General features: G+C 42.4%; 18 protein-coding genes. 8 read left to right on the top strand and 10 right to left on the bottom strand.

The genetic code is table 11. The features are described from left to right. Nucleotides 1-27: 27 nt before the first annotated feature. From ACLNCP_RS06410 to queF, 7 genes are all read left to right on the top strand, one after another. Complete coding sequence (locus tag ACLNCP_RS06410; protein WP_060805749.1) at nucleotides 28-408, top strand: MarR family winged helix-turn-helix transcriptional regulator; 381 nt, start codon at nucleotides 28-30, stop codon at nucleotides 406-408. Between the two features lie 100 nt (nucleotides 409-508). Beyond that, nucleotides 509-682 carry a DUF4649 family protein gene (locus ACLNCP_RS06415; RefSeq protein ID WP_424844203.1) on the top strand — a complete coding sequence of 58 codons (174 nt, stop codon included), beginning with the start codon at nucleotides 509-511 and terminating at the stop codon, nucleotides 680-682. A 63-nt stretch (nucleotides 683-745) separates the two neighbouring features. Then, nucleotides 746-1,060, top strand: coding sequence for a thioredoxin (trxA, locus tag ACLNCP_RS06420; RefSeq protein WP_001029581.1), 315 nt, complete (start codon nucleotides 746-748; stop codon nucleotides 1,058-1,060). A gap of 201 nt (nucleotides 1,061-1,261) precedes the next feature. After that, entirely contained in the window at nucleotides 1,262-1,915 is a 654-nt protein-coding gene (gene queC / locus ACLNCP_RS06425) for a 7-cyano-7-deazaguanine synthase QueC (protein WP_020901662.1), read from the top strand. Next, nucleotides 1,915-2,358 (top strand): 6-carboxytetrahydropterin synthase QueD, encoded by a 444-nt coding sequence (gene queD, locus ACLNCP_RS06430; protein ID WP_237447458.1) that lies wholly within the window; start codon nucleotides 1,915-1,917, stop codon nucleotides 2,356-2,358. Before queC ends, queD begins: the two co-directional genes overlap by 1 nt. Further along, nucleotides 2,351-3,067 carry a 7-carboxy-7-deazaguanine synthase QueE gene (gene queE, locus ACLNCP_RS06435; RefSeq protein ID WP_049550633.1) on the top strand — a complete coding sequence of 239 codons (717 nt, stop codon included), beginning with the start codon at nucleotides 2,351-2,353 and terminating at the stop codon, nucleotides 3,065-3,067. Before queD ends, queE begins: the two co-directional genes overlap by 8 nt. A gap of 18 nt (nucleotides 3,068-3,085) precedes the next feature. Beyond that, the gene (gene queF, locus ACLNCP_RS06440; RefSeq protein ID WP_424844204.1) at nucleotides 3,086-3,577 is read left to right on the top strand and encodes a preQ(1) synthase; all 492 of its coding nucleotides are present in this window, start codon (nucleotides 3,086-3,088) and stop codon (nucleotides 3,575-3,577) included. 163 nt (nucleotides 3,578-3,740) lie between these two features. Here queF and ACLNCP_RS06445 read toward each other — a convergent pair whose 3' ends face one another. Then, a complete protein-coding gene (locus tag ACLNCP_RS06445) occupies nucleotides 3,741-4,409 on the bottom strand; it encodes an MIP/aquaporin family protein (RefSeq protein WP_000714814.1) in 669 nt (222 codons plus the stop codon). Nucleotides 4,410-4,663: 254 nt separating this feature from the next. On the opposite strand from ACLNCP_RS06445, the gene ACLNCP_RS06450 reads away from it, so the two are divergent. Then, the gene (locus ACLNCP_RS06450) at nucleotides 4,664-5,428 is read left to right on the top strand and encodes a (S)-acetoin forming diacetyl reductase (RefSeq protein ID WP_000048147.1); all 765 of its coding nucleotides are present in this window, start codon (nucleotides 4,664-4,666) and stop codon (nucleotides 5,426-5,428) included. A 107-nt stretch (nucleotides 5,429-5,535) separates the two neighbouring features. Here the strand turns inward: ACLNCP_RS06450 and ACLNCP_RS06455 are convergent, their stop codons facing one another. The 9 genes from ACLNCP_RS06455 to ACLNCP_RS06495 form a co-directional block, all read right to left on the bottom strand. Then, complete coding sequence (locus ACLNCP_RS06455) at nucleotides 5,536-6,327, bottom strand: DUF2785 domain-containing protein (protein WP_049488282.1); 792 nt, start codon at nucleotides 6,325-6,327, stop codon at nucleotides 5,536-5,538. A 245-nt stretch (nucleotides 6,328-6,572) separates the two neighbouring features. Next, a complete protein-coding gene (gene pepF, locus ACLNCP_RS06460) occupies nucleotides 6,573-8,369 on the bottom strand; it encodes an oligoendopeptidase F (protein WP_261065378.1) in 1,797 nt (598 codons plus the stop codon). A gap of 10 nt (nucleotides 8,370-8,379) precedes the next feature. After that, complete coding sequence (locus tag ACLNCP_RS06465; protein WP_261065377.1) at nucleotides 8,380-9,123, bottom strand: 16S rRNA (uracil(1498)-N(3))-methyltransferase; 744 nt, start codon at nucleotides 9,121-9,123, stop codon at nucleotides 8,380-8,382. A 1-nt stretch (nucleotide 9,124) separates the two neighbouring features. After that, nucleotides 9,125-10,075, bottom strand: a complete 951-nt coding sequence (gene prmA / locus ACLNCP_RS06470) for a 50S ribosomal protein L11 methyltransferase (RefSeq protein WP_424844205.1) — start codon at nucleotides 10,073-10,075, stop codon at nucleotides 9,125-9,127. 137 nt (nucleotides 10,076-10,212) lie between these two features. Further along, nucleotides 10,213-10,641 carry an NUDIX hydrolase gene (locus ACLNCP_RS06475; RefSeq protein ID WP_424844206.1) on the bottom strand — a complete coding sequence of 143 codons (429 nt, stop codon included), beginning with the start codon at nucleotides 10,639-10,641 and terminating at the stop codon, nucleotides 10,213-10,215. 1 nt (nucleotide 10,642) lies between these two features. After that, nucleotides 10,643-11,710 carry a M50 family metallopeptidase gene (locus ACLNCP_RS06480; protein WP_049543075.1) on the bottom strand — a complete coding sequence of 356 codons (1,068 nt, stop codon included), beginning with the start codon at nucleotides 11,708-11,710 and terminating at the stop codon, nucleotides 10,643-10,645. Nucleotides 11,711-11,728: 18 nt separating this feature from the next. Further along, nucleotides 11,729-12,199: a DUF3013 family protein gene (locus ACLNCP_RS06485; RefSeq protein WP_261052706.1), complete on the bottom strand. Its 471-nt coding sequence runs from the start codon at nucleotides 12,197-12,199 to the stop codon at nucleotides 11,729-11,731. 292 nt (nucleotides 12,200-12,491) lie between these two features. Continuing rightward, nucleotides 12,492-12,944 (bottom strand): type II toxin-antitoxin system HicB family antitoxin, encoded by a 453-nt coding sequence (locus tag ACLNCP_RS06490; protein ID WP_084888798.1) that lies wholly within the window; start codon nucleotides 12,942-12,944, stop codon nucleotides 12,492-12,494. A gap of 36 nt (nucleotides 12,945-12,980) precedes the next feature. Next, nucleotides 12,981-13,160, bottom strand: a complete 180-nt coding sequence (locus tag ACLNCP_RS06495; protein ID WP_001132287.1) for a type II toxin-antitoxin system HicA family toxin — start codon at nucleotides 13,158-13,160, stop codon at nucleotides 12,981-12,983. Nucleotides 13,161-13,242: the final 82 nt, after the last annotated feature.

Raw genomic sequence — 13,242 nt, forward strand, 5'->3', positions numbered from 1 at the left:
TACAACTCTAAAAAGAAAGGAGATACTATGACCTATTTGGAAAAATGGTTTGACTTCAATCGGCGTCAGAAAGAAATTGAAAGTCTCTTGGAAGAGACTATTGCCCAGCAGAGCGAGCAAAGTCTGACCTTGAAAGAGTTCTACCTGCTCTACTATCTGGACTTGGCTCAAGAAAAATCTCTACGCCAGATTGACCTGCCAGATAAGCTTCATCTGAGCCCGAGCGCTGTTTCTCGGATGGTGGCTCGCTTGGAAGCCAAAAATTGCGGTCTGCTTAGTCGCAGGTGTTGTGATCAAGATAGACGCTCTAGTTTTATCTGCCTGACAGGTGATGGGCAAAAGACACTGGCCACTCTACAAAGGGCTGTCGAATCAAGCTTGGAAACTGGTTTGAATTTCTTGATTTAAGATGACTTTAGAAAAAAAGTTGCGTGCGCAATCATTTTTCTTGACATTCTTTTTTATAAGGAGTAAAATAAAGTCATCATTAAACAAAGGAGTTTTAAACATGATTGAAATTACCTATCTAGATGCCAGCAAGAACGAAAGAACTGTAACCTTCGATTCTTATGAAGACTTTGATCGTTCACAACAAGCTTGCCTTATCGGCGTCGCAGACTACTACCCTGTCCAAAAATTAACTTACAACGGTCATGATTTGGACTACCATGGGACTTATTGAGATATCTTCTTCTATCTCAAGAAACAAGATTTAAGCCAATATAACTAAAAAAGGAGAAATACAATGGCAAAAGCAATTACAGATGCAACATTCGAACAAGAAACAAAAGACGGTTTGGTCTTGGTAGACTTCTGGGCAACTTGGTGTGGTCCATGTCGTATGCAAGGTCCAATCTTGGATAAATTGTCTGAAGAACTTTCAGAAGATGTTTTGAAAATCGTTAAAATGGACGTTGATGAAAATCCAAACACAGCTCGTGCCTTTGGAATCATGTCTATCCCAACTCTTCTCTTCAAAAAAGACGGCCAAGTGGTAAAACAAGTTGCTGGTGTTCACACAGCAGAACAAATCAAGGCCATCGTTGCTGAATTGAGCTAATCACACGAGAGACAAAGTACTTGCTTTGGTCTCTTTTTTCTTGCCCTTTGCCATTTTTCAAAAAATATGCTAGACTATAGGTAGAATATTACGATGTTTGGGACACGCCATCGCTAAAAAAAACCTCGATTTGGTATTTTTTAGCTCCCTCATGGGAGCTTTTTGCGTGCTCTAAACATTTCCCATTTTGGAAGGAGTACTATGAAACGTCAATCTGCCTTGGTCGTCTTTAGTGGCGGTCAAGATTCTACAACCTGCCTCTTTTGGGCTAAAGAACACTATGAAACGGTCGAAGCCGTTACCTTTGCCTACGGCCAACGCCATCATCTCGAAATTCAAGTCGCTAGAGAAATCGCTGAGGAGCAGGGGATTCGTCATCATATCCTAGATATGTCTCTGCTGGGGCAAATCACTGAAAATGCCCTGACCTCTGATCTGGAAATTGAGCAAAAAGAGGGAGAGGTTCCCAATACCTTCGTTGATGGTCGTAACCACCTCTTTCTGTCCTTTGCGGCAGTCCTTGCTAAGCAACGAGGCATTAAAGATATCGTGACAGGTGTCTGCGAGACAGACTTCTCAGGCTACCCCGATTGTCGAGATGTCTTTGTCAAATCCCTTAATGTTACCCTCAACCTTGCCATGGATTACGACTTTGTTATCCAAACACCTCTCATGTGGCTGGACAAGGCTGAAACTTGGGAATTGGCTGACCAACTCGGTGCCTTTGACTACGTTCGTGAAAAGACCTTGACCTGCTACAACGGTATTATCGGAAGTGGCTGTGGAGATTGCCCAGCCTGCCACCTACGTCAACATGGTCTAGATGTTTATCTCTCACAGAAAGGAGAGGACTAATGTTTTTTGCACCCAAAGAAATCAAACAGGAAACTGGGGAGTCGCTTATCTACAATCCTTACAGAACCTTGGTATCAAAAGAATTTACCTTTGATGCTGCCCACCACCTCTTTCACTATGAGGGAAAATGCAAATCCCTTCATGGCCACACCTATCATCTGCAGATTGCTGTTAGTGGATTTTTAGATGAGCGTGGCATGACCTACGATTTCGGAGACATCAAAGCTATTTACAAGAACTACTTAGAGCCCCACTTGGATCATCGCTATCTCAATGAAACTCTGCCTTATATGAACACGACTGCTGAAAATATGGTTTACTGGATTTTCCAAACCATGAGTCAAGAGTTACCTGATGAGCGTGGTCTTCGTTTGGAATACGTTCGCCTCTATGAAACTCCGACTTCCTTTGCAGAGTTTAGACGGGAGTGGTTAGATGACTAGGGAACGTGTCCTCAAACTACCAGTTCTGGAAATTTTTGGCCCTACCTTTCAAGGTGAAGGCCGTGCTATTGGGCAGAAAACCATGTTTGTCCGCACTGCTGGTTGCGACTACCACTGCGACTGGTGCGACTCTGCCTTTACTTGGGATGGTTCTGAAAAGCCAACTCGTATGACAGCTGACGAAGTCATTGCTGCCTTGGATAAATTAGGGAGCTACGACTACGTCACCCTATCTGGGGGAAATCCTGCTATCCTAGCAGCCAACATGGCTGAGCTAGTAACCAAGCTCAAGGAACGTGGTGTCACTCTGGCTGTTGAGACCCAAGGCTCCCGCTGGCAAAATTGGTTAAAAGACATCGACCAGGTCACTCTAAGTCCCAAACCTCCTTCATCCAAGATGGAAGTCAACTTTGAGACCCTGGACTTTATCGTTTCCCAACTGGATCCAGACAAGGTCACCTTTAAAATCCCTGTCTTTGATGATGCGGATTTGGCCTTTGCTAAAGTCATTCAAGAGCGCTACCAACCAGATGTTCTCTTCTTATCAGCTGGAAATCCTGAGCCAAAAGCTACAGGTAATATTGTCCAAGACCAACTGGACCGCCTCAAAGAACTCTGGGAACGTGTCGCTACTGACGATAGCTGGGGCAATGTCCGCGTCCTTCCTCAACTACATACCCTCCTCTACGACAACCAACGCGGTGTTTAAGATTAGAAAGAAAAAATCATGTCACAACAAGAAGAAATGAAAAACCTCAGCCTACTGGGCAACAAAGAAACCAACTACATTTTTGACTATCAACCAGAAATCCTCGAATCCTTTGACAACCGTCATGTGGAAAATGACTATTTCATCAAATTCAACTGCCCTGAATTCACCTCACTTTGTCCGATCACTGCTCAGCCAGACTTTGCGACCATTTATATTTCCTACATCCCTGACAAGCTCTGTGTCGAGTCAAAATCCCTCAAACTCTACCTCTTTAGCTACCGAAACCACGGAGATTTCCACGAAAACTGTATCAACACCATCGGGAAAGACTTGGTCAACTTGCTAGACCCTCGCTATTTAGAAGTCTGGGGAAAATTCACTCCGCGCGGTGGCATCTCAATTGACCCCTACTACAACTACGGTAAGCCTGGAACTAAGTATGATGGCTTGGCAGAACAACGCCTCTTCCAACACGACCTTTATCCAGAGAAAATTGACAACCGTTAATACTCTTCGAAAATCAAATTCAAACCGCGTCAACGTCGCCTTGCCGTACTCAAGTACAGCCTGCGGCTAGTTTCCTAGTTTGCCCTTTGATTTTCATTGAGTATAAACAGATAAGAAAAAGCCCTATTCCTCAAATCGAGGAGCAAGGCTTTTTGAGTTTCAATTATTCTTCTGTTCCAAGGAAGTTTTTAGCAACAAGGGCTGCAAGAATCCCACCAACGATTGGAGCAAGGATGAAAATCCATACTTGTTGAAGGGCTGAGCCACCTACCAAGACAGCTGGTGCCAAGCTACGAGCTGGGTTTACTGAAAGTCCAGTAATGTTCAATCCCACAAGGATCATGGCCATCAAGGACAAACCGATTACCAAACCAGCAATCGCTCCATTGCCCTTGCTTTCTGAAGTCACGGTCATGATAACCAAGACAAACAAGAAGGTTGCGATTGTTTCAAACAAGAAACCACCAAAGACAGTGACACCGTTTGCCAAGGCATTTTCACCAAGACTAGTAGTTGACATCCCTGAGTTCGCCAAGAGGAAGAATAGCGCAGCTGATGCAAGGAAAGCTCCAACTACTTGCCCAAGGATGTAGTTAACAAGCTCCGAAGATGACAAACGTTTGTTTACAAACATAGCGATCGAAACCGCTGGGTTCAAGTGAGCACCTGAAACAGTTCCGATTGAGTAGGCTGCAACCACGATGGCTAAACCAAAGGCAAAGGCGATTCCAAGGTGACCTAGGCCATCAAGACCATTTCCAAAAACAACAGCTCCTGTCCCGATGAACACAAGCATAAAAGTACCGATTAACTCAGCGACAAATTTTTTCATTTTCTTTCTCCTTTTTCAAAAACTAGATACTAGTCTATCAAAAGAGGGAAAGGGTTTCAAGAAAATTGTTTGGAAATTTTCAGGATAAAATTCTATAAAAACGGTAGTGTTTATTTGAAACATTTTTTCTAAAGGTATATACTATTAACATAGTTCAGATATGTTATTTATTCCCTAATTTGAACTAATTTTTACAACTTTGCTGTTCTTTTATGAACGTTTGAATGGTATCGTAAATACCAAGGAGGAATCATATGTCTAAAGTTGCTATTGTCACAGGTGCAGGTCAAGGAATCGGTTTTGCAATCGCAAAACGATTGGTTCAAGATGGCTTTAAGGTAGGAGTCTTAGACTACAATCCTGAAACAGCTGAAAAAGCTGTTGCCGAATTATCAGCTGAAAATGCCTTTGCTGTCGTGGCCGATGTTTCGAAACAGGCCGAAGTTGCACAAGCATTTCAAAAGGTTGTTGACCATTTTGGTGATTTAAATGTTGTCGTAAATAACGCTGGTGTTGCTCCAACTACTCCTCTTGATACAATTACTGAGGAACAATTTACACGCACTTTCGGTATCAACGTTGGTGGTGTCATTTGGGGTTCACAAGCTGCACAAGCGCAATTTAAAGCACTTGGCCACGGAGGTAAAATTATCAACGCAACCTCTCAAGCTGGTGTAGTCGGTAACCCAAATCTAACTGTTTATGGTGGAACAAAATTTGCTGTTCGAGGAATTACGCAAACATTAGCACGTGATCTAGCAGACTCAGGCATCACTGTTAACGCCTACGCACCAGGTATTGTGAAAACACCAATGATGTACGACATCGCTCATGAAGTTGGTAAAAATGCAGGAAAAGATGACGAGTGGGGTATGCAGACATTTGCAAAAGATATTACCCTAAAACGCCTATCTGAACCAGAAGATGTGGCTGCTGCTGTCAGCTTCCTCGCAGGACCAGATTCAAACTACATTACAGGACAAACCATTATCGTGGATGGTGGTATGCAATTCCATTAAGATACACAAAAAGAGGTTGGAAAATGATTCAACCTCTTTTATTAGTTTTTATTATCAGGTAGGAGGATACAATAGAAACCCTATTACTAAGTAATACTAGTTAATCCCTAATATTGAAAAGATTGGATAGCTTCTTTCAAGTCATCTTGTAAACTATTTCTCTGGTCAAGTTGGACATAGACTTCCAACAGACAGGATCTAAAGTTGGAAAATTTGTAAAAATCCTCCCTTTCTTCTATCGGAAAATCAACCGTTTTTATCCAAGCAGTTACTTGCTCTTGCTCCAACTTCCCTTGTAAAATCGGTTCATAAAGCACTCTTGCTAAACGCCAATCTTCATCATCTGTAAAACGAATGGTAATTCTTTTAAACAGTTTGCCAAGTATGTCAAATACTTCATGAACTCTGTTTTTAGGAAAGTCTGGATGACAAACTACCTCTGTCAGTAAATCGGCTCCATGTGCAAAAGCGTGAACCCAACCATACTGACTTGAAAAACCTGTCGTGTCCTTTTCTTTTGAAAGATAGTGCAAACCTTGATTTAAAAGGACATTGCGAATTTCTGCTTTTAATCCCTGATAAAAAACCGATTGCTGGTTGGCATCCGCAAACAAGAGGTTTGCATAAACAAGTGCCCTAAAAGAACGTTCAAGTGTTGGCAGACCTACCTTATCAATCTCTTTATCTAGTCCTCCATCAGCTGAGACCACCTCAGCAATGAAATAAAATTGTTCCTGTGTAAATAGCTCTTCCTGAATCCCTCTAGCAAAGCTTGTAAAAACAAGGTCATCGCGAATTTCTGGAGAAGGATCTCCCAAATGGTCAAGCAACCACTGGATTTCCTCCTGATGATAACTTGGTTTTTCAACTGCTATTTTTCTTAGTAACTCTTGATACATGGGCAATAACTCTACACTTCTAACAACTGTTCAAAAAGCCGTCCTTAAATGACTTAATATTGAATTCTCAATTAAATACAATCTGATAAAAAATGAAGTAAATAACTATCAATACCAACTTACCGCAAGTTCAATTTTAACATCATGACCTTCAACGGCGTGTTTGAAAATAGCTACAGCCAAGCCAATTATAATGACGCTTAACAAACCCATAAACATCATTCTAGAACAATCTTTCTATCCCCCTACTCTCCCAACTGGGCACTGTAGGCAATAATCTGGTCAACTGTGTCTGACAAGAACTGAATGGTATCACGGAGTGGTTTGTCTGTTGAGATATCCGCTCCGATAATCATGGCTGACTCAAGCGGTGTCTTGCTGCCACCTGATTTGAGGAGGTTGAGCCAGTCTTCGGCTCCAGTTTCTGAATTTTTCAGATGGAGGTAACCCGCAGTCGAGATAACAAGACCAGCAGAGTAAGTGTAGCTATACAAGCCCATGTAGTAGTGAGCTTGGCGCATCCAAGTCAGAGCCGCATCGTCGTCAATTTCAATGGCACCTCCCCAGAAGTCTGTCAAGACTTCCTTCATAATGCTATTAAGCTTGCTTGCTCCAAATGTTTCTCCCTCTTCAATCAGTGTATAAACCTTGCGCTGGAAGGCTGCTTCCAAGAGGTGGGTAATGAAATTATGGAAGTAGGTATCTGTCAAGCGGTGGGCAAGAGCGAAGCGTTTTTGACGCGGATCGTCAGACTGGTGTTCCAAGTAATCACTTAAAAGCAATTCATTGAAGGTTGACGGCGCTTCGACATAGTAAGTAGACATGTGGGCGTTGAAGTAACTTTGGTGATTGTCTGAAAAGATGAATTGACCAGAATGCCCAATTTCATGAATCAGGGTATAGACATCGCTCAAACGACCTGTCCAACTCATGAGGACATAAGGGTGCACGCGATATGGATCCGCCGCATAACCACCAGAATCCTTACCACTATTGGCAGCAAAGTCCACCCAGCGCTCTTCTTGATAGCGAGCAACTTCCTGACAATATTCTTGCCCCAAAGGTTCTACCGACTTCATGACCAAATCATAGGCGTCGTCAATAGTCACTTGAGGATTTAGGGCGCTATCCAAGTCCAATTTCCAATCTGCAAAGGTCATCTTTTCAAGACCATTGACCTTGGCAACATGCTTGAGGTATCTCTGAGCGACTGGCGAAAATTCCTGCATAATGAGGTCAATCTGGCGATCAAACATGGCACGGTCCACTTCTTGCTCAGCCAAAAGATAATCAAAGACAGAGTCGTAACCCTTCATATCTGCCAATAATTTTTCAGACTTGACTTGGGCTAAATAGGCTGCCGCAGCTGTATTTTGGTGCTTACGAAGACCTTCTGAGAAGGAACGGAAAGATTTTTCACGAACCTCAGCATCCTCGTGATTTTGGTAGAAATTCTCATAGGTGACAAAGCTGTTTTTGTAGGTCTTGCCATTGACTTCAAAGTCGGCCATTTCAAAATCCCCAGCTCGCATCTTAGTGTAAATATCCTGCGGACTGTAGAAAACCTCGCCGAGATTGGTCAAGGCCTTCTCCACATCAGCCCCTAAATAGTGGGCTTTTTTTATTTTGGCCTGACGAATGGCAGCTGTTAAATGAGGCAATTTACCCAAACGGTCCAAGACTTCCTCATCTGCTACCATCAAGGCATCGTCAAAGAAGGTCAGAGCTACGCTGGCGTCTGTTTCAAATTCCATCCCAGCTTGGGCAATGTTGGCAAATTCGTCATTGCTATAGTCTGTCGTCTGAGGCATAAAGCCATAGTTGCCAATATGGCTCATCTGAATGTAGATTTGTTCCAATTCCGCAAAGGCCTTCTCGAAATCTTCAAAAGTGTGAAGATTGCCATTGTAGTCACGGCTAAACTGGTTGATGTCTTCACGAGCCTTCTCGATTGCACGCAAGAAATCCTCACGGTCTTGGTATAGGGCTGTTAAATCCCAAAGTTCCTTCTCTGGAAATTCTGAACGGTGTTTTTGTTCCATTTTCTTCCTCTTATTTCTCTAATTCTAATAAAACACTAAGGGCTGATAAGGCGTAAAGCGGTGCTGTTTCTGCTCGCAAAATACGAGGACCAAGACCTGCCAAGACTGCTCCCTTAGCTTCAAAACTTTCGATTTCTGCAGGTGACAGACCACCTTCTGGACCAAAGATAAAGAGCAATTTGGCTCCCTTCTCGAGTCCATTAACTGCTTGTAAAAGCGCAGCAGCTTCTCCTTCTTTGGCCGACTCTTCATAAGCCACTACGATGCGGTCAAACTGGTCAAGTTGTGCTAGAAAGTCTGCCTTTTTCTCAAACAGCTTGATGCTTGGAAAGAAGTTACGCTTGCTTTGCTCGGCTGCTCCAAGGGCAATTTTTTCTAGTTTTTCAACTTTTTTGCCCAATTTCTTGCCATCCCACTTGGCAACTGACCAATCGGCAGGAAAGGCCCAGATTTGGCTGGCACCCAGTTCAGTTACTTTTTGAGTGATGAACTCCAGCTTGTCCCCCTTGGGAAAGCCGGATGCAATGGTCACTTGGACTGGTAGTTCTACATTGTCAGTTAATTCTTGGATCAACTCAAACTGACGATTTTCAACATCCAAGACGCGCGCCAAACGCTTAATGCCATCATCAAAGACCAAAGTAACCTCATCCTCTTCTTTCAAGCGCATAACCTGAAACATATGCTTGCTGGTTTCCTTGTCCTCGATGGTGACAGGAGAGATAGCACTGCCTTTTACAAAATACTGCTGCATGCTAGCCTCCAATCACACCTGAAATATCCTTGGTTTTCTTAAAGACACAGGCATTCCATTCCCCTTGAATTATGTGGGTTTCAAGGAAAAATCCAGCTGACTCAGCCGACTCGCGCACCATGTCCCACTTGTCCTTGATAATCCCACTCATGATCAGGTAGCCTTCGTCCTTGACCAAACGATAAGCATCTTCTGTCAGATGAATGAGAATATCCGCTAAGATATTAGCCACAATCACGTCTGCCTCAATCTCAACACCCTTAAGCAAGTCTCCTGCCGCTACATGGATATTTTCCATGCCAGGATTGAGCTCAATATTTTCCTGAGCCACACGAACCGCCACATCATCTAGGTCGTAGGCAAAGATTTCCTTGGCACCAAGCAGCGAACTAGCGATAGAGAGGACACCTGAACCAGTCCCCACATCCAGCACCGTTTCGCCACCACGGAGAACCTGCTCTAAGGCAAAGAGGCTCATCTTAGTGGTTGGATGGGTCCCAGTTCCAAAGGCCATACCAGGATCCAGCTTGATAATCTTTTCTCCCGCAGTCGCCTCATAGTCTGTCCAAGACGGCACGATAGTCAAATCATGAGTAATGCGAGCTGGTTCATAGTATTTCTTCCAGTTGTCTGCCCAGTCTTCCTCAGCCAAGGCAGTCGTCCCCATCTTGACCTCACCCAGATCCATAAAGTCTGTCAATTCTGCTAGACGAGCCTGCAAATCTGCCTCAACCGTTGCTACATCAACCGTATCAGGGTAATAGGCTGTCACAACGATTTCTTCTTGCTGCTCGACCTCTGGGAAAATCTCTCCAAAACGATCCACATTTCCCACATAGTCCATGCTGTCTTCAATCGCAACACCTTGTGCTCCCAACTCGATTAAGAGATTGGAAACCAATTCCTCCCCCTCACGCTTAACTGTAACTTTTAACTCTTGCCATGTTTCCATATTTAAGATACCAAGCCCGTAAAACACAAAGTCAAAATAGGAACTTCTCTGAAGACGCTTGTGTCTACGTGAAGTTTATCTTTTTGGCACAATGTTTAGGGCGGGTTCAGTTTAGAAATTTAACCGAACCATCCTTTCTAATCACTTACTTTTAAATAGTCTTTTAATCTCTCTTGTAACTGAGGTACTACTTGACTGGATGTCAAAAATTCCTCAATGTTCATCAGTTTATAGGCCTGTCCTTCATCTCCAAAGGTAATATTGTCAAATTGTTCTTGTCTTAGCTGACCAACCATAAAGACAGAGTACCGACCTTCATAGAGCACACTTGGATAAACCTTCGCCCAAAGTAGACAATCCTCAGTCAAATGAATTCCCAGTTCTTCATAAACTTCACGCGCCACACATTCAAAAGGACTTTCATCCCCCTCTCGCCCACCACCGGGCAGTTCCCACATATTGGGCCAGGGAATGCTTGCCTTATCATCGCGTAAGATAGTCAGAAGCTTATCTCCACAAAACAAAGCAATCTTACAGCCTGTGAAATCAGAAATCTCTATTTCCATATTAGACTCCTTCGGTTAATTCCTTTTCCAGCTCAGCTAACCAGTTTTGATAATAGATTTTCTCATCCCGTAACATCCGGCTGCTATTCATTTTATGTCTAGCAATCTTCATAGCCTTGTGAGTTTGAACTACATCTTTCTTTACCTTAAATTGATACCAGGCTTGAATGACCTGCATATCTGCTGTTTTAATAGATAAAAAGGATTTGACCCCTCGAATACTTGCATATTCTTCCGCTTTCTTATTATCTCCTTCCATCAGAGCAACTTGAAGAAGGTATATTTGAGAAATAGTTTTAGACATTGGATTATCTGTTTTCTCTAACACAGACTGAAACTGTTGCTTTGCAAGCTCTATATTATCATCCAATATAAATACCAATCCCTGAAGAGTCTGAACACTTTCTGCAAAACTCCCTCTCGCATCCTCATCAACAGGCATGGTAAAGTCTTTCAAGTCATATTCTTGAGGAGCTAACAAGGTCTGGGCAGAATGCCTCAACACCATGTAGGCGTATTTGGTATTTTCAGGGTGTTGTAGCAATTCCCAGATTTTTGCTCCATCGGTGATACCGACTGGCAAAGCATTGTTTAGGAAGAAAGACAAATTAAGAAAAATCCAAGTACCAGCAAAATACCAGCTTCTTGTCAAAAATCCAAACAATATCGCCAATAATATTAAGCTAAGATGAACCATCAAGCCTCCTGAAAGCATCAGGATGATTCTTTGGTCGCTTTCATCTTCTTTCAATCCAATATACTGAGCACCAACATTTTTCATAACGGCTGTTCGACTAAGATAAAACCTGCCTGACTTTTTGGTCAAAAGAAAATGTCCTAATCCAAAAGCCACCAGCCGATAGCCTGTCAAGTAGCCACAAAAAGCATGACCCAGCTCATGAAGAATAAAAATTAAATACATGCTTAGAAGAGCAAAGGAATAACCAATAGTGAAGGCTAAAACTGCGGAATACCCCAACTCTGCAAATGCGATAGTTCCACAAGCAAAAGCTAGCATAATAAAGACAAAGGCTAGCACATAAACCAAATAAGTCCCAATTTTTTTCATAAAACCTCCAACCAACTCCTAGTATCTCGGATAAGGATAAAATTCCCCTTCTTCCAAGCCGACTTTTCCTTCTTCAAAGACTTCTTGGTTCCATTCCATGACAAATTCTTCTGCTTCTGGGTCTTCCAAAAAGTCCATGAGGGCATCTAGTCCAACCTCTGCAGTATCTTTGAGAAATAGCGCAAAATAAGCTAAGAATTCACGAGAAAAACCTTTCTTAGGCAGGTAAGGGATGACTGTAAGATAGTCTTCTGCATTAACTGTTGACTTGGCAGGATTGTAAAAAAGTACCGCTTCTTCAAAAAGGATATCATCTGACGAAACCTCTCCGTCTTCATCTAGCATCTCCACCCCTGCAGCATTTTGTGCCTCTAATAGAAAACTCACTTCAACCGCATGATTGTGCTTGTCCCAACTAATCTCATAATCAAAAGGAAAGTTCTTGTCCAACTCTTCTTGTAAAACATCTAAAAATCCATATGTTGCCATTTTGTCCTCTTTCTATGCGACTCTTAAATCGCCCCGATTGCTCGGAAATATGCTAAAATAGATACTACCATCTTACCACAAAATTATTTTATGTCCTAATTATACCATATTACCTCATTTAAACCCTTGGTATTAGTGATTTTCTTAAACGGTTGATTTCCTTATTTTTTCCAAAAACTCAACACAAAAAGCCCTCGAAAGGGCTAGCAAATCTATAGGATCAATAGACAAGTAACCAGCACAATTAGGAGTGCTTTTTTTATTGACTATTCCCACGATGTCACACTTAATCTTAGGCTTGAATTTTCTTATCTGCAATAGCGTCTGTCAAAGTCTGAGAAAAGTTAAGTCCCATTTCTCGTCCCAACTTATCTGCCCATCTTGGTATGGTCAAGGTCTTTTTAATGGGTTCCTGACTTCCTAAATACTCTGATACATCAACAGATACCATAGAAATAAAAGATTTATCAAGGTCATAGGTTGACACGAAATCTTCATCATCTTTAAAAGGATCATTATCAATTAAAGACAAGCTATTGATATCTGATGGCTGGGGCAAGTCTTCATCACTCTCTATCAAATCTGCAACAGTTATGCCTAACCACTCTGAACCCATAGCCAGAGCCTCAGAAATCCCCTCTCCTTGTGTCGCTGAGTATTCAAAATCCGGGAAATGGACAAAATAAGTCGCTTCTGCTCCGTCTGTATCGTCATAATAAAATAAAGCTGGATACGTAACTAACATCTCACTACCTCCATATCAAAAAGCAGGGGCTGAATTTTACAACCCAGCTTGCTTTCTTATCCCTCTTTCAGTGTACTTATTCAGCTCACCATGAGGGATTGTGATAGGTCTTTCTCCTTGCTTCTCCATTTTAATATGGGAACCTTTACCGCCTCTAGTCTTTATCCAACCATGGGCCGTAAGGAGTTTAACCATCTCTTTTTGTGTCATAGGCATAGCGCTTTTACCTCCTGACAACACCATTATAACACGTGCTACACGTATTGTAAAGGAGTGATACTTATTATTCTCTTATACA

The sequence above is a fragment of the Streptococcus sp. CL6.35 genome (assembly GCF_049737915.1).
In the GTDB taxonomy this organism is placed as follows: domain Bacteria; phylum Bacillota; class Bacilli; order Lactobacillales; family Streptococcaceae; genus Streptococcus.